Below are 17,686 nucleotides of genomic sequence, written 5' to 3' on the forward strand. Positions count from 1 at the left end.
TAAATGAACAAAAATTTAATAACATCAATACTTTGTTGTTCACTATTACTAGCAGGATGCGGCGGTTCAGGTGGTGACACTACACCTGTCAATCAGGATAGCGGCAAAAATGGAAATAATGGCAACACGGATTCAAATAACGATAATACAGATTCAAATAACGATAATACAGATTCTGGAACGGATACCACGACTAAGCCAGTCGCTAAAATTCAGGCAAGTGCCTTTGGGGAGACTGGCAACGTCATTCAGCTTAGCACTACGGGAAGTACGATCCCTGAAAATGCCGAAATAACATGGCAGTGGCAAGCCAAACCCCAAGGCAGTAACGCTCAGTTTTCTAACCCCAACGCTAAGCAAACGCACTTTACCGCTGACGTTGCAGGTATTTACATTCTAGGGCTAACAATCAAGTCAGGTAGTAACGAATCGACAACACAGTTTGAGATCCGTATAAAAGAAAAAACTACACCAAGTGTGAACACACCTCCTGTCGCCGACTTCACACTCACCAAACAGGCAATTGCCATCAACGAGCATCTACAGTTAGATGCGAGCAACAGCTCAGACTCAGACGGCGATAATCTCAGTTATAAATGGCAAGTTACTGCACCTGCTAATGTTGATGAATACACATTGGTAAGCCCTAACAATAACGTTGCCTCTTTCGCCTCTAAATTTGCGGGTGAATACACCATTACTTTAACCGTTTATGATGGTAAATCGTCACATAGCAAATCAGAAAAAGTCATCGTTATAGATAACCAGCCAGCTCTTAAAGCGGTTATTTCAGCGCCTTCAGAGGTTACATTAAGCTCAATGACTTTTGTTGAGCTGAAAAGCGATGGTAGTCAGTATCAAGGCGCTGTAACACCGCTTTGGAGTTTTGACAGCAAACCGAGCGGCAGCCAAGCCGCAATGGCAACACCAAATGGATTTCTCACCTCGCTTCAATTAGATAAGGCAGGGCAATATAAAATCCGCTTTAGCCTTAAAGACAGACAAGGTCGTTTAAGTGAGGCAACCCATACCTTAACGGCCAAATTAGGCGAAGCAAACAAACCGCTTGTATTCGTCGACGCGCCAGAGTCAACCAAAATCAATGAAGCCATCGAGCTTAGTGCCAAGCGAAGTAGAGATACAAGCGGCAGAACACTCTCCTTTAGTTGGAGGTTTGAGCCATTTGAAGCCGGTTTGACCTATTCCGTTACGAATGAAGATACTAATACGGTGATTTTTACGCCTCACGGAGAGGGAAGTTACCGTTATTTTGTGGAGGTAAGTAACGGTGAGCTAAGCCAAACCGCCAGTGGCATGATAAAGGTTCACCCTGAAAACTATGGGCCCACAGCGTCTATGAGTCCACAAATGTCTACAGCTACGGAAGGGGAAACCAAAGCCTTTGTGGTATCCGCAGAAGATAAAGACGGCGATCCGCTCACTTATCGCTGGTCACTTGAAACGAAGCCTGAGAATAGCACTGCAGTGGTCGACAATGCTGATAATCGCGCGTCTATTACCTTCGATGAAGCTGGTAACTATGTGCTGAAATGCATCGTGTCTGATGGCAAGGTTGAACTAGTAGTCGCAGCATTCATCACAGTAAATGCAGTTCAAAATAGCGCTCCAGTAATTACGGCGCTGGACTATCAAGGAGTACTGAAAACAGATGCAGCGCTTTGGATAACTCCAACGGTTATGGATAGCGACAGCAATGCAGGCAATTTGACCTATTTTTGGAAGGTGGTTGCTCCATCAGGCGAAGTGATTGACAGTACCACAGCTCATGACTCGAACCTACAATTCACTCCTATAGCATCAGGCGACTATCAGGTAAGTTTAAGTGTTGTAGATGAAAAGTCCGCTTCCGTTGCAACTAAAACGATAACACTTTCAGTAGAATAAGAGATCTCTACTCGTTGACTTTTAAGGCTTAAGCGCTCACTTGTGGGCGCTTAAGCCTTTTTGTTTAAACGGTTATGTCGGATGGAGCTAAGTGACGGATCTCCATATTGCTGATATGTGTTCCCGAAGAGTCCTCTGGACCAATTTCATCATAGGCGGACTCAACTCTGAGGTAGGCTTGAGTTGCGCCGAGTTCCGCCAGCTTTGTCTCGGCCTCTCGCAGCGAGTTAAACGGCGTTAGTTTACCTTCGGCATGCATTAAGATATGCAAGTTCCCATCACTATCTTGACCACCCGCAAGATAGTGATTTGAATCCGCGTAGCTAAGCACGATGGCATGGAGTTCTTTATTAGCGATTTTTTCTTTGAGTGTGGCAGCAAGCATAATGCTCTCCTCGTTTAACCGATTAATAATTAAACGGCACATGTGCGTGTTTGGTTCACCTTGATAGTCATGAATGTTTTGTCGCAAACCTGTTGTCGTGATAAATCACGACCTACCATCCACCACGTAGGTCGAGGTGTACCTCGATAGATTTAATCGAAGGACTTATCTTTAAAACTTATCTCTCAATTGCAAGGCATGCACATGAGCTGGAATAACCTGAGAAAAGGCAGGATATCAATCCCGTACGCAGAATACTTCATTACGTTTAACTGCCATAAACGCACACTCTATTTTACGGATTATCGGCTGGCACGATTGTTTTGCCAATCTATCTCACATAATGAAAAAAGTTTGAGTGCCGCTGGCAAACATGGGTGTTAATGCCTGATCACTTTCATGGCTTACTGACGCTTGGCAATACACAACTTGGTAAGATTGTTGGAGAATTAAAAGGCGGAACAGCTTATCTGCTAAACACAGAATTTGGCAAAGCGCGTATTACTATCATCAGCTCAGATCCACAGAAGATAGGCATACCATTGCCCAGCATATTGCTGTAAACCCACTAAGAACCAAGCTAGTAAGCCGCATTGGTGATTACCTTTATTGGAACTCACACTTTCTGTGATTGGCTAGTTAAAGGGTCTCTTCCCAACTCAGTTAACACGCTTAGATACACCGACAAGTTACCTTCCGCCATCACCTCAATGGCAAATTCACTGCACATTTTAGCGCGACCTTTACGGCCCATTTGCTCTCGTAAAATCGGGTCCTGCAATAAGCGATTAAGATCTTGAGTAAACTGAGCTTGATTACCAATCGGAGCAAGTAGTCCGGTTTCATTGTGCGCAACCGCTTCGGGAATGCCACCGGCAGCAAAGCCCACGACAGGCACGCCAGATGCACTACTTTGTAATAACGCTACGCCTAGCCCTTCCATCGATGCTGGATGTGCAACAATATCAACCGCCGGTAAAATACGCGCTACGTCTTGTCGAAATCCCACCAGCTGGACAATTTTTTGCAGCCCCAGCTCATCTATACGCGCTTGATACTGTTGCAGCTTTGGCCCTCGGCCAAACAGTAATACACGTAAATTAGGATGCTCAGCAATGAGTTGTTTGGCTGCACGCATGATCACATCCTGCCCTTTGCGCTCTATCAGTTGCGCAAAATTAGCCACAACCAAGGCATTTTGTGGCAGCTCAAACTCATCAAGCAACCATTGCCGCTCCGCGCTACTTGGTGCAAAGCGCTGGGTATCGACTGCACTGTGGACTAACTTTACTTGCTCAGAGGCAACACCTTGTGAGAGTAATACTTGGCGGATCCCCCCTGAGATAGCGATAACTTTATCGTAGGCTGGGTATTTTAATTTTGACCACCAGCGTGGCTCGGTGTTGTCGACTCGTCTCGATAAAATAACAGGAACATTAAGCGACTTAGCGGCAAGTAATCCCCAAGTATCAACCCCTCGGCGGCTGTGAATATGAACACAATCAGGCCGATGATGGGCAATAGCCTTTCGTAAACGCAAACATTGCATGACATCGAGATCGCCTGTCATTTTCACAGGATCCACAACAACTTGCTTATCAACGGCTGCTATCATTTCACTATTAGGCGGGCAAACCAGTACGTTCTCAATGCCCTTTTGCTGTAACGCTTGGGTTAAATACACCACTTGCTGTGCGCCGCCATATAAGTGACGACCCGCTTCAATATGCAGAACTTTCATAGCACTTCTCCTAGTGCGCTCGACACTCTTTGTGGCGTGAGCCCCACCATACAATCAAAACGAGCCTCACAGGTTGGCCGGCGTTTGCATGGTGAGCAAGCAAGTTTATCGCTCAACACGCGACCATTTGGATTAAAGGTGTTTTCATACGGTAAGGTTGAACCAAACAATGCAATAACCGGGGTATGATGCGCCATCGCCATGTGAGTTAGCCCTGTATCAACGCCAATCACACCTTTTGCCCCCCGAATGATCTCGCTGCACTCAAGTAATGTCGTTTTCCCAGTTAGATTAATGATCCCCGGCATCTGTTTTTCTAAGCGCTCGCTATGAGCGATATCACTTGGTCCACCCAATATAATAATATGCGCACAAATAGACTGATTTACTTGTTTATACAACTCACGCCAATGCCCATCTACCCAGTGTTTCTGTGCTCTCGTTGTAAACGGGCAAAACACCACATAAGGTTGGCCTTGAGTATGCTCCAATAGCAGTGCCTCTGTATGTTGTTGTGTCTCATTCGAGGCAATGAGCGAGTATTGAAACGCCGCTTCTGGCGTACCAAAAAATTTCGCTGCAGCTCTGTATTCCGAGCTGATATCAGCAGACCAAGGCGAGGTCACTACCTTATTCATAAGCCACTGACTGCCCTCGCGACTATTGATCCCAACCTTATATTGAGCGCCACTTAGCCAAGCTAGCACGCCACTTTTAAGGAGTCCTTGAGCGTCGAGCACTAAGTCAAATTGTCGACTAGCCAACTGCTTTTTAAAGCTATTAACTTGCTTCAGTAGCGCGATGATCCCTTTTGCTTTTCGCACTTTTTGCCATTCATTACGAGGCCACAAGATCACCTCATCTAGCAATGGATTTTGTTGTAGCAAGGTCGCGCCAGCAGGCTCTGCTAACCAGCTCAGTTTTGCTTCTGGGTAACGTGCCTTTAGTGCAGAAATAAGACCTGACGCCATCACAATGTCACCAATGGCACTGAGCCGGACAATAAGGATATTGTTGTATTGCATTGTTATCTGATCACCATTGGATGTAATCGGGTACTATGGACTGGCCGTTGCGCTTGTTTTAACTGATATAAAACTTGCAATGTGGTTGTGTGTAGTGCGCCATTATGCTTTGCGATTGCAGCTTGCCCAGCCTGTATTTGTTGTGTTGTTGCAGCACTATTTTGCCAAAAGCCGATGACTTCTCTGGCTATTTGCTGTGGCTCGTTACCCTCAACAAGTGCACTAGCTTGACTCAGCGGCGCACATATATCTTCACAATTTCGTCGACTACTTCCCATTACGACGGCAGCCCCTTGGACAATGGCTTCGGCAGGGTTGTGACCACCGAGCTTAACTAACGAGCCACCGATAAAGGCAACATGGGCATCACGATAAAACGCAAATAGTTTGCCCATCGTATCGAGCAGATACACTTGCGTATTTGCCGTTAGTGTTGGCGCGTGCGAGTAACGCTGACAGCTCAGCCCGCTTGCTTGCAGCAGCTGCCATACCTCATCAAATCTTTCAGGATGACGCGGTGCGATAATTAGCTGAGCTGCTGGATTTTGCTGTAACAACTGTTTGTGCGCTGCGACCACCGCTATTTCTTCAGTGTCATGCGTGCTCCCCGCAATCCATGTCAACTGAGAGGGTTTTTGCGTTGGGTCGGCATGTTTAAGCTCTGGCCAATCGTACTTGATATTACCGCACATCATCAGTTTTTCTGGTGGTACACCCAACTCGCGAAAAGCTTGATAACTTAGCTCACTTTGCGGCAGAATTTTATGCACCTTGGACACCATAAAGGTAAAAAGACCTAACATGTTGGCATAACGATTTTTTGATCTGTCGGTCATGCGAGCATTTACCAGCATCACTCGACTGCCTTGGTTGCGCGACTGGCGAATAAGGTTCGGCCACCACTCCATCTCAACCGACATGGTCAATACCGGATTAAAATGCGTCAAGAACGCACCAACCGTCAATTGAAAGTCCAGTGGCAAATAAGTATGAATGACTTGCTCCCCCCAGTTGCGCTCAATATAGTTGGAACCCGCAACCGTGGTACAAGTAAAAACAATGGGTAAATGAGGATGCTGTTTACGCAGCTCAGGAATAAGTTTAGCAATGGCGGCGCATTCGCCAACGGAGACGCCATGTAAATGAATACAAGCGGGTAAACGTTTACAATCGTAGACACCTAAGCGCTGTAAAAAGTGCCTTTTATAACCCGGTTTACGTAGCCATTTTTTTAATAAGATCAGCGCAATCAAAGGTAAACACAACAACAGGATACTGTTATAAACACCAATCCAAAGTGAATTAGCTGATCTTCTACGAAGACGAGAGGTTGTCTTAACCTTAGCCATAGCTACACCTTGTTATTCAAGCCTGAATTAACCCCAGTGTAACTATGGTTTTTGACACTAAATTGACAGTGGTAAGCCAAGTAAAGATTCTGACAGAAATTGTGTGACAAGTTGAGACTTACTAGCACCTAGCGCTTACGAATGCCGACTTCTTAGCACGCTTTGCTGCCCGCGGCGACATATTCACACCACTCAAAACCAGAAATGGTCGTGCCGGCATTAGCGATTAACACATTGAGAAACAAATGATAAAAGCGGCCTAAATTAGGCCGCAATTTCTTGAGTGATTACCAATTTAATTTACTCATATCGCAAGATCAGCGACAGACGCGTACTCGCGGCTTTAAAGGCAAGGGTCGCCACAGTCAACCAAGTGATACCGGCAACCACCAAAGCTGCTGCGCCATAAACCCACATTGCTTGCTCAATGCGGTCATTAAAGTTTGCAAGCCAATCACCAACGAGCCAATAAGTTACCGGATAAGCAATGGCGATACTGACTCCCACCAAAATCAGGAACTCTTTTGCTAAGATATTCACAATGCTTAGCCGTGATGCCCCCAAGACTTTGCGTACAGCTACTTCTTTTTGACGGCGAACCGTTGCAAAGGATGCCAATCCAAAAGTGCCTAAACAGGTTAAGAATACAGCTAGCGCGGTGAAGATAAGTACTACCTTAGAGATACGCTCATCACCACTAAGTACCGCCCTATAACTGTCTGAAAGTAGATTTATCTCTGGTTCATACACGTTTGCGGTTTTTGCCAACACACTAATCAAGTCTTGTCGAATCTGTGCTAAATACTGCGGGTTAATCGTTAAGATCACTTCAGATGTTGGATTAAAATAAGTAAACCCTAATAAAAACATAATATTAGAACTTGCTTCTTGTGCATTCCCCACTTTGACGTCAGCGACGACGCCAACCACTCGCATCTCTACGTTGCGGCCAGTATCTTTGATAGTTTTGCCAATAATATCTGCAACATTACTGTAGCCAGCTTGCTTAGCGACCGACTCGGTAATAATGGTGCCTATTGTGGTTACGCCGTTAACTCGATTTGACCAATCACCGGCAAACTCTCGGCTAAAGTCTCGACCTGCAAGTAGCGTTAACCCCAACCCTTTGACTACCTCGTAGCTTGTGCCAATAACTGGCGTTAAGGATTGCGACTGTTCACCATTTGGCCACGTTGGTACTAGGGTGTTATTAATCGAGCGAGTCAGCTGCGTATCTATCACACTGATATGTTCAACGCCCTCAATAGCCGCGAACTGTTTAACTAATGACGTTGGCGCTTTTGTAAAAGCCGCTTTAACGGGCACTTCTGAGACCACCAAACGCTGTGTGGTTTCGTAACCAAGCGGTAAATTTTGCAAATGTGCCAACTGGTACTGTAGCGTTATCGAAGCAATAATTAACCCAACCGCAAGTGCTGCTTGTACAGTTAAAAGACTTTTGCGCACCCAAATCGCGGTACTCCCACGCTGTAAATCTCCGCTTAGTACGCGTTTAGCACTAAAAGATGAGATAAAAAATGCAGGATAGAGACCCGCCAACAAACCCACGATGACGGCAACCGCGACTACTACGACACTAAACATAGATGCATAATCAATACTTAATTCACGGCCAACTAGATTGTTGAAACTTGGCAATAGTAGCTCGACCAAAACACAGGCTATTGTCATTGCAAGCAATGACACGAGTACAGACTCAGATAAAAACTGTGCAACTAATTGCGACTTGCTGGCACCAAGTGCCTTGCGTACACCCACTTCTTTTGCACGTTTGGTCGACTGTGCAACCGTCATATTAATAAAGTTAAAGCCAGCGATAAGGATCAGCAGCACGCTTAAACCAACACAGATCATCACCACTTGTTTCGCACCACCCACTTTCATTTCAAACGGCGACTTTGCAGTAAAGTGAAGCTCCGTTAAGGGGTGTAATTGCAGCGATAAGCGACCCTTAAAATCACCGAAATAATATTTCTCAGTCAGTATGCTTTCCAAAGCAATAACATCTGTTTGCGGCGCCAATCTTAAATAAACATAGCTAGAAGTTATATCCGTATTGACTGGATCATGCTCTACAGACACTAAGTTTTTAAAGCCAAAATGCGTGTTTTCGGGTAAATCTGTAAATACTGCACCTACCGTATATTGGCCGTTTTTATGCTGTAGAGTCTCGCCAACCACGTTTGTGCGACCAAAAATACGCTGAGCTTCTGAACTACTCAATGCAATGCTATTCGGTACACTCATGGCGCGACTTAGACTACCTGCCACCGTTTCCATATCGATAAAATTCTCGATATTCGCAGTTGCGCCATAAAGGTCATTCAGTTTAAAACCTTGATTTTTTACTGTCACATCTACTTCAGCTTCGCGAGTAAACTCCACCATCGTCAGCGCAAAAACCTCTTCAACTTGGCTATATTCAAGTGCTCGAGTGCCATTGATGTAATTAAAAATAGGAACGACCCCAAGCCCTAATTGCGAATAGTCTTGTGCAATTCGATACACACGCTCAGCATGAGGTTGCTGGCTATCGTAAGATAGTTCATTTTTTGCAAACAGTGCGACCAAAATTGCCGCAGCTAAGCCCACACTAAGCCCAAGTACATTTAAAATAAAATGCTGTTTTTGCTGCTTAAAAGCACGCAATGCTGTTATTAGATAATTCACTATCATCGTTATGCCACCTCTGATTTTTGTGGTTGCACCACCGTGTTGGCTTTGTCTAACATCACTTGGCCATCGAGAAGGCGTACAAGTCTATCCGCGTATGACCCCTCTTTTTCTGAGTGCGTTACCATGATCACGGTTGTGCCTTCGCGGTTTAGCTCGCGTAACATCGCCATGACTTCTTCGCCGTTTTTGGAGTCCAAGTTACCCGTTGGCTCATCCGCTAAGATAAGTTTAGGGTTAATAACCAGCGCTCTTGCAACCGCCACACGCTGCTGCTGACCACCAGAAAGTTGCTGTGGTAGGTGATCAGCGCGGTGGTCGATGGCAACGCGTTTTAAAATCTGCTCTACACGCTGCTTACGTTCACTTTTTGAGATATTTTGGTATTGCAGCGGTAGCTCGACATTTTCAAACACAGTCAGCTCATCAATCAGGTTAAAGCTTTGAAATACAAAACCAATAGACGCTTTACGTAGCTGTGAGAGCTGCTTTTCGCTATAGCCCGCAATGTCCGTGCCCGCAAACTCAAACTGCCCAGATGACGGTGAATCCAACATCCCTAGGATGGACAATAAAGTAGACTTACCACACCCAGACGGGCCCATGATGGCGACAAACTCACCTTCATTAACAGTTAGGTTAATATCGTTTAGCGCAGTCGTTTCAACGTCTTGAGTACAAAATACACGGTTTAGGTTAGTTAGTTTTATCATTGTTATATCCTTAGAAATTGAGTTGTTGCGCTTTGTCGAAGTTGCTATAGCTTGAGGTGATCACTTGCTCACCTTGTGATAAACCATCTAACACTTCGTAATAATCTTGATTCTTTTTACCTAAGCGAATGTCACGACGCTCGGCGGTTTTGCCATCACTTGCCAACACGTATACCCAATTACCGCCAGAGCTTGTAAAAAAGGCACCGCGTTTTAGCAATAAGGCATTTTCTTTGTTGCCGCCAAGCATCAGTTCGACATCTATGCTTTGGCCGCGTTTAATGTCGCTTTGGCCGCTTGGTAACGCCACTTCTACCTGAAATTGTGATTGCGTTACACGGCTATCAATTTTGCTCACCTTGGCACTGACTAAGCCACTGTCTAACATCACATTCACTGCCATATCCGGTTGTACTTGATTTAAATAAAACTCATCAAGGCGGACAACCAACTTGTATTCATTCGGAATGTCAATTTGGCCTAACCGTGCCCCTTTACTCTTTGACTCACCTATTTCAACATCCAGCTCACTCAAGTAACCCGATACCGGCGCTTTGATCAGTAGGTTTTCGAGATTTTGACGGGCAAATTGCAAGTTCTTCTGTAACATCTCAGCACTGTCTTCTAGCTGTTCTACTTGCACTTTACGAATTGAATTTTCCTGCGCTTGGCGCTCTAACGTCAGCTCCTTTCGGGCCTTGTAATACTGTAAATCGTCCTCAATTTCAGACAATCTGTCGGTTGCCAGCACGCCTTTTTCAACGAGTGGCTTGGATTGCTTATAACGGCGTTCTAAATGGCTAATTTGTAAGTCAATTTCCAGCAAGTCACGGCGTAAATTAAGGCGACTGGTTTCCATGGTCATTTGGGTGTTTCTTAGGAAGTTAAGCTGCTCTGTTACTTGTGCTTCGCGACTCATCACGTCTAGCTGTAAACTGGTATTGCTCAATCTCACTAATGGCTGACCCGCCTCAACAAACTCACCCTGCTCCACCAAACGCTCTTCTACTTGACCACCCGCGATGGTATCTAAGTAAATCGTGGTTTTTGGTACGACTTGACCACGTAAGCTTAGCGCGTCCACAAACGCCCCTTTGCTTACGGTACTCACCGTAAGGCTACTCAGTGCGAGATTTTGACTACGACCTGAAGAGGCTGTGTTATTGAATGCCAGTGCCGCTGCTGCAATGCTCAGTAGTACACCACCTGCCACCGCTTTCTTAAGATGTTTTTGCAATCCTGAACGCTCTATTTTCTTATCCATAATCACGCCTCTTGTTGTTAGTCGGTTAAATCGTTTTATCGAATATGTATGACTAATATCAAACACCATGCCAAGCTTAATTTTATTAGTAATTACAAAACCTTAAGTATCTACCATTATATTCTAAGAATAATAAGTGTCCGGAAATAGAACACATCAAAAATCACAAAGTGTCCATAAATGAACACTTTTCGTAGACGAGATCTAAACGATTGCGGTACGCTAAAAGAAAAATAAAGCGATCAGGATATGAAGCAGGAAGGCACCATATTAATTGTCGACGACAACAGCGATATATTAATTGCAGCAAAGCTTTTGCTAAAAAAGCATTACCAAACCATCATCACCACAGATAACCCCTTTGATATAGAAGCGCAGATTGCATCGCAGCAAATAGATGTGATCTTGCTTGATATGAACTTTAGCCAAGATGCCATTAGTGGCAAAGAGGGCTTCTATTGGTTAAAGAAAATTGTCGAGCAAGACCCAAGCATCGTGGTGTTGTTAATGACCGCCTATGGTGACATTCAACTTGCCGTCGATGCGATAAAAGCAGGCGCCGCCGATTTTATCGCTAAGCCTTGGCAAAACGACCAACTATTGGGTGCGGTTGCCGCCGCATTTGCGCATGCCAAAGACAAACAGCAGGTTGGTAAGCTCACTCGTCAGACGCAAGGGTTAAATCAGGCACTCAATCAATCCAGTGGTAGCCATCAATTTGCTTTTTTAGGCCAAAGCTCGGCCATGCAAAAGGTATTTAGTACCATCGAACGCGCGGCACTCACCGATGCCAACATTTTGATCACCGGCGAAAGTGGCACGGGCAAAGAGCTTGCCGCCCACGCCATTCATCAGGCGAGTATGCGTCGCGACAATACCTTTATCAGCCTAGACATGGGTGCTATCTCCGAAAATTTGTTTGAAAGCGAATTGTTTGGTCATAAAAAAGGGGCGTTTACCGATGCGAAAAGCGATAAGGTCGGTCGCTTTGAACTCGCACACGAGGGGAGCTTGTTTTTGGACGAATTGGGCAACCTGCCGATGGGCCAACAAACAACGCTACTTGCAGCGCTACAAAATCGACAAGTCACTCCTGTAGGCGGCAATAAGCCTATTTCAGTGGACATACGGCTTATCTGTGCCACCAACGATAATCTGCAACAAGCGGTTGATGAAGGTCGTTTTAGGCAAGATTTATTATATCGGATCAATACCATAGAGATCCGTCTGCCACCGCTTCGCGAGCGTGTCGATGATATTCCACTGCTCGTAAACTACTACCTTGAACACTTTTGCCACAAGTATAAAAGGCAGCTTGAGGTAAATAGCAGCGACATGCAATGTCTACAAACCTACCCGTGGCCCGGTAATGTCAGAGAGCTCGCACATGCTATCGAACGTGCGGTGATCTTAAGTGAAACCGAGTTTTTGGATATCAGTACCGTAATTGGCACTAATCCCACGGCGGCACAAGCAAGTATGGAAGATACCTCGGACACCAATACACTCACTTTTGAAGGCACTTTCAACCTTGAAGAAATTGAACAACGTACGGTGCGTGCAGCGCTCAAGCATTATCAAGGCAATGTCTCAAACGCAGCCAAAGCGCTCGGGTTAACCCGAGGGGCAATGTATCGTCGCTTAGAAAAGTACGATTTGTAGGAAGAAAAGAAATGACACGCGTTGCTCACCATCCCATCCTTGTTTTTTTCTTTACTATCATTGGTCTAGTAATTTCCAGTGGGCTCTCGCTATATTTGTATATACAAGGTGGCTTTTCGGCAACTTGGCTGTTGATCACCCTTATTACCATCACGTTTATTTCAACCTTATACTTTCAATTTAACAAGCAAAACAAGCACATGGGTTTTGTACTTAAGTCTTTAGCCAATGGCGATAGCTCCTTGGGACTAAGCCAACATCACCCAATGCGGCAACACTTAGAAGAGATCAAAACGCGGATCCAAAGCGCGCGGTTGAGCGCCGAGCAGCAGGCTCACTTTTTACAAACCTTGCTAGTGCATATCGACTTAGCGGTTTTGGTGTTCGACAGCGAAGGGAAGGTTATTGAATCAAACCCAGCGGTAACCCGCCTACTCGGTAAACCCATTAATCACAGCAAAGATTTAGAAGATATCGCACCACTGGTTAATGAATGCGATAAGAGCTTGAAAACGATAGCAAATTGGCAATATGGCGAGCAACAAGATAACTTGTCTATACAAATAACATCAGCGCAGATCCAAGGGCAAATTCGTAAAATTGTCACCTTACAATCCATTCGTGATGCATTACAAAACAAAGAGCAGCAAGCCTATAAACGCCTCACCAAAGTGCTTACGCACGAGGTAGCTAACTCTATTACACCTCTGGCATCCATTGCACAAACCTGTGGGGGACTCTTGCCCGACACATTGAGTTTTGACGATGAAGAAGATAAACAAGACCTCGCCTTAGCGTTGCAAACACTGGCAAAACGCACTGAGTATCTGGGCGCTTTTATCGCCCGTTTTAGAACGGTGAGTAATTTACCCAGCCCAGCGCTGCAACCTGCCCAGCTAGCGCCGCTGGTAGAGGGCATCTATCAGTTACATCAACAAAGCTGTCATCAAGCGAACATAGACTTACAGCTTGATGTTAGCCACTCCCAACTGGTGATGTTAGACACGGCTCAAATTGAGCAAGTACTTATTAACTTAACCAAAAACGCCATTGAAGCGGTGCAGCAGCGCAATGCCGAAGACCTGCGAAACACCCGCCAAGTGGTGTTAAAGACCGGAGCAAATAACGTAGGCCAGCACTATATAGAAATAAGCGATAATGGGCCCGGCATCGCAGAACATGTCATCGACATGATTTTCGTGCCGTTTTTTACCACTAAACAACAAGGCTCGGGGATCGGCTTAAGCCTCTCAAGACAAATTATGATTAATCATGGCGGCGACTTAATTTATCTTAGGCGCGAACAAGGCGCATGCTTCAGATGCGTATTTGGTTAGTAATCAACGCAATCTAGGTGAAGCAAAACATATTCGTTTGGTAATATGGGAGCCCTTGTTATTTGAGATCCTTCGTTGTCATTTAGTGCTACATTAAAGCTAAGGTAAAACTATCCAAAAGTGTGTAGTACTTAAATTGGCAGTCATAGTTAGCCGCAATCGTAAAACCACGGCTAATATCGCTCTAAATGATTGAGAATATGAGGAAAAACATCTACATCAGCCTGACGCCCAAAGATACAATCTATATGCGCGTAATTGGGGATCACTTTACGCGTAAACTTAGCCTCACCAAAGGCAAGACAAAGACGTTCATAGGTTTTTTTCGTGCTCTCGGGTAAATAACATTCGTTATCTGCCCCGCTAATAAATAGCGTCGGTACGTTTAACCGGTTGATGTGTGGCATGTAAACGTCCTTGCCATCTGCATCGACCAGTTTTCCTGCGCGACAAATTGCAGCAAGGTGCTCAAGGGTTTGAATATTGGCTTCGGCAAATAGTTCATCAATATGCTCATGCAGCAAATCGGTTAACTGGTCATGACGGTATAAGGAGGCGTACATAAAAGTCACGCGATGGCAGCTGTCATTGTTGCATCGCCCCTGTGCTTCAGCGAGCGCGTACAAGCCTAACGCCTTATCATACAAAGAGGCAAGCCCATTGCTCTGCTGTGGTACTCGCGCCGTTAGCGAGTCTACGCCCAGCCTTTCTAAAAATGAGGGGAGATGTAAACCTGTCTTCATTTTCGTTGCCATCGGCACCACCACGTCCGCCGCAATTTGTGATGCAACAACACTTCGAACACCTGAAAGGCCGCTAAGCATAGACATAAAGAAGGTCGTAGCACCATAACAATGCACCACCGCCTGGATACTATCTGCTCCCGTGATGGTTCGGATCTTGTTCACTGCAGCAGGGTAATCGTATTTCGCTACCTGATCGCCATTTGATTGCTTTGCGGCAGCAGGCAACAAAATACTGACTCGATAATCCAATAGCCACACGTCATATTGGTTAGCGACTAGGTACTCGACTAAGTTGGTATCTATCATATCGGTGGAAAAGATACTCGAAGCAACTCCCAGCCCATGCACTAATATAACCGGGCCCTTGTCACCGCCACGATAACGAGTCAGCGATAGCTGCACATGATCAGCTGTATCAAACAAGTATACTTCAGGTGTTGGAGCCCTTAGCGGCCGCTTTTTGCGCACCAATTCACCACTGTGCGTTTTTTCTTGGTAAAAAATACTGCCGTAACTTTGATATAGAGTGCCCGCAAAAAATTGCCCAAAGCGTGCGATGGCTTTTAAGCGAGCCGCTTTACTCTCGGCATGACTTACACGAATAGTGGCAAGCTGCGTCACAAAATCAATCGGCGCTATCTTCATAATACCGTGACCACATACGGCCCCTTGAGTATCTTCTCCTTCATGAATATCAACAAATAAGGTTGTAGTATCATCCCAAAGATCGAGAGAGTGAGGGTCGTCTTTGATTAACTTAAAGGCATTAAAGAAGTACTGCTTGCCATCCTCCGCCATTAAATTCATTTTATAGATCATCTTCCGAGTATTTGGAGGAAAGGCCTGACGCTCAAACAAACGAAACTCACCATTGCGAACGATCAGTGGTTTATCAGAAAGCACATTACACTCAACGCGACCCGAAATATGCGCTTTATGTTGTGGGTCGGTCAACATCACCTCTAGATCCATCGAGGTGACCGTCAATACAAAAGACAGCGTTTGGTTTGTTTCTTGGCCCAGCTGATAGGCAGCCAAGTAGGTTTGTAAAGAGGTAGTGCTTGGCTCTACCACGCGGCTAAAATAGCCCTGCATTCGCTCTGTAAACGCCAACCCTGTTGTAGTCGGCTCAGCGGTACGGGAGCGGCTTGACGGCAATTGATAGTCAATTTGCCAATCACGGTCCTTGGCGATAAGCGCACAGCAGCGCTCTGTCAATGCACTTATCGTAAGCAGCGGATTGACCGCAAGCGACGTTGGAATGATGGCACCATCTGACACATAGAGCGAGTCGTAACAGGCATCACTCTCTCCCGTAAACACTTGCCCTTTATGATTCACCACCCCTTCGGAACCCGTCTCAGCAAGCCGACAGCCACCTAAAGGATGAACTGTAACCAAGCGATTATTCAACCACGGTGACCAAATTGGGTTTTTAACATAGGTGCCACCGAGCGCTGCTGTCGCTTGAAGCAGCTTTTCACTCGCATGATGAAAATTAGGCTGAGCTCCTAACTCAGGCCAACGGATGTTCAACTTGTCTTGCTCTAAAGTTATGACACCTTGGCTATCGTCATGGCTCATTACTAAGTAGGTCTGAGTATGTTTTACCGCACCATGATAAGCGCCTCGCCATTGGCTTTGCCATACTCTCGCTTGCTCCTCCAAAGCGTCATAAAAACCATGATCCGTGTCGAGTCCAACTACACCCGCTGCACTTGCAAGCGCAGTTGGTAACACTCCTGCCATGGCGCCAGGTAAACTACCCTCTTCAATAATCATTTGTTGCGCGCGTTCGCTCGCTTCACGGAGATCGATTGCACTGGTGATACAAGGTCCTGTAGGCGCTTTGCCTTCTGGTTCTAGATTGCCAACCCCAACACCACCGATTTCGCTGTCGCAGTTATAGCCAAAACCCAACATATCGCCATTACCGGTAAAATGCTGACCAAGTTGCGAAGAGATAGCCAAACCGCGACTTTGGCTACGCAATAAAATTTCATTACTACCCAGCGTGCCAGCGGCCAAGAGCACAATATCCGCCTCAACAAATAACGGGGCTGCAGAAAAGCATTCTGCGCCGGTTCCCATGTCTTGGTAAAACACCCGCCAACCAGAGTCGATTTTCTCAAGGTAGCGCACACGGGCCTGACAATAAATTTCTGCGCCATGATTCCAAGCATCCGGTAAGTAATTCATTCGGGTGGTATTTTTGGCATTGAAATTACAACCAGACACACAGTCTCCGCAGTTATTACATGCTTGCTGCTCAACACCCACATGGTTGATGCCACCTTCTGGGGTCGCAAAACATACATTGATTGGTACTTTATTAAAGGGGGCTTCTAATGCATTTGCCGACTGCTGGTGAGCCTTAAGTTTATTCAAAGTTGGGTAATGTTCAGGGTATAAGGCAGGCTTCAGCATCTCTCGAGCCCGCGAGAATCCCTCTTCCAACAAACCATCCTCATCATCTCTAATCGCGTGTGGCCATACTGGATCTCTCAGTACTGCATCTACTGGGGACAAAGCAACATTGGCATTGATAAGAGAGGTACCACCTAAGCCACAACCGACGACGACATTCTGTTCACGGTGCATATGAATATCAAATAATCCCAAATGAGAGCCCTTGTGCCCTGTTTGGCTATTAAACTGCAACTCACCAGCGGCCTCCAACTCGGTATCCGGAAATTCTCCCGTTAAAAACTCGCGCCCTCGCTCAAGTAGGCAGACTGATTTTCCGGCTCTCGCCATGCGTGACGCAGCGATAGAGCCACCATAACCACTACCAATAACAAGTACATCGTAATGCGGCTGAATTGCCGCCAGAGGTGAAGAAATTGGTTTCATTTGCTTGATTCC

Annotated in this window: 12 protein-coding genes; 4 read left to right on the forward strand and 8 right to left on the reverse strand. The window is 45.7% G+C overall.

Annotated features, from left to right (window positions below; translation table 11 throughout):
- Positions 1-3: 3 nt before the first annotated feature.
- Positions 4-1,905: a PKD domain-containing protein gene (locus L3V43_RS13310; protein WP_237116718.1), complete on the forward strand. Its 1,902-nt coding sequence runs from the start codon at positions 4-6 to the stop codon at positions 1,903-1,905.
- A gap of 64 nt (positions 1,906-1,969) precedes the next feature.
- Here L3V43_RS13310 and L3V43_RS13315 read toward each other — a convergent pair whose 3' ends face one another.
- A complete protein-coding gene (locus L3V43_RS13315) occupies positions 1,970-2,290 on the reverse strand; it encodes a DUF6482 family protein (protein ID WP_010606962.1) in 321 nt (106 codons plus the stop codon).
- Between the two features lie 383 nt (positions 2,291-2,673).
- Between L3V43_RS13315 and L3V43_RS13320 the strand changes: the two genes are divergently transcribed.
- Positions 2,674-2,853 carry a transposase gene (locus tag L3V43_RS13320; protein WP_237116717.1) on the forward strand — a complete coding sequence of 60 codons (180 nt, stop codon included), beginning with the start codon at positions 2,674-2,676 and terminating at the stop codon, positions 2,851-2,853.
- A 53-nt stretch (positions 2,854-2,906) separates the two neighbouring features.
- Here the strand turns inward: L3V43_RS13320 and L3V43_RS13325 are convergent, their stop codons facing one another.
- The 6 genes from L3V43_RS13325 to L3V43_RS13350 all read right to left on the reverse strand — a co-directional run bounded on the left by L3V43_RS13325 (position 2,907) and on the right by L3V43_RS13350 (position 11,076).
- Positions 2,907-4,031: a glycosyltransferase gene (locus tag L3V43_RS13325; RefSeq protein ID WP_237116716.1), complete on the reverse strand. Its 1,125-nt coding sequence runs from the start codon at positions 4,029-4,031 to the stop codon at positions 2,907-2,909.
- Positions 4,028-5,056: a glycosyltransferase family 9 protein gene (locus tag L3V43_RS13330; protein WP_237116715.1), complete on the reverse strand. Its 1,029-nt coding sequence runs from the start codon at positions 5,054-5,056 to the stop codon at positions 4,028-4,030. The genes L3V43_RS13325 and L3V43_RS13330 overlap by 4 nt, the downstream gene beginning before the upstream one ends.
- Positions 5,057-5,058: 2 nt before the next feature.
- The gene (locus L3V43_RS13335; RefSeq protein ID WP_237116714.1) at positions 5,059-6,405 is read right to left on the reverse strand and encodes a 3-deoxy-D-manno-octulosonic acid transferase; all 1,347 of its coding nucleotides are present in this window, start codon (positions 6,403-6,405) and stop codon (positions 5,059-5,061) included.
- A gap of 300 nt (positions 6,406-6,705) precedes the next feature.
- Positions 6,706-9,102: an ABC transporter permease gene (locus L3V43_RS13340; protein ID WP_237116713.1), complete on the reverse strand. Its 2,397-nt coding sequence runs from the start codon at positions 9,100-9,102 to the stop codon at positions 6,706-6,708.
- Positions 9,103-9,104: 2 nt separating this feature from the next.
- Positions 9,105-9,812, reverse strand: coding sequence for an ABC transporter ATP-binding protein (locus L3V43_RS13345; RefSeq protein WP_102057788.1), 708 nt, complete (start codon positions 9,810-9,812; stop codon positions 9,105-9,107).
- A 10-nt stretch (positions 9,813-9,822) separates the two neighbouring features.
- The gene (locus L3V43_RS13350) at positions 9,823-11,076 is read right to left on the reverse strand and encodes an efflux RND transporter periplasmic adaptor subunit (protein WP_237116712.1); all 1,254 of its coding nucleotides are present in this window, start codon (positions 11,074-11,076) and stop codon (positions 9,823-9,825) included.
- 249 nt (positions 11,077-11,325) lie between these two features.
- Between L3V43_RS13350 and L3V43_RS13355 the strand changes: the two genes are divergently transcribed.
- Together L3V43_RS13355 and L3V43_RS13360 are read left to right on the forward strand one after the other, a co-directional pair.
- Complete coding sequence (locus L3V43_RS13355; protein ID WP_237116711.1) at positions 11,326-12,738, forward strand: sigma-54 dependent transcriptional regulator; 1,413 nt, start codon at positions 11,326-11,328, stop codon at positions 12,736-12,738.
- Positions 12,739-12,749: 11 nt separating this feature from the next.
- Complete coding sequence (locus L3V43_RS13360; RefSeq protein WP_237116710.1) at positions 12,750-14,075, forward strand: ATP-binding protein; 1,326 nt, start codon at positions 12,750-12,752, stop codon at positions 14,073-14,075.
- Positions 14,076-14,248: 173 nt separating this feature from the next.
- On the opposite strand, the gene L3V43_RS13365 is transcribed toward L3V43_RS13360, so the two are convergent.
- Positions 14,249-17,674 (reverse strand): GMC oxidoreductase, encoded by a 3,426-nt coding sequence (locus L3V43_RS13365; RefSeq protein ID WP_237116709.1) that lies wholly within the window; start codon positions 17,672-17,674, stop codon positions 14,249-14,251.
- Positions 17,675-17,686 lie beyond the last annotated feature (12 nt).

The sequence above is a fragment of the Pseudoalteromonas sp. L23 genome, from assembly GCF_021728455.1.
GTDB lineage: Bacteria > Pseudomonadota > Gammaproteobacteria > Enterobacterales > Alteromonadaceae > Pseudoalteromonas.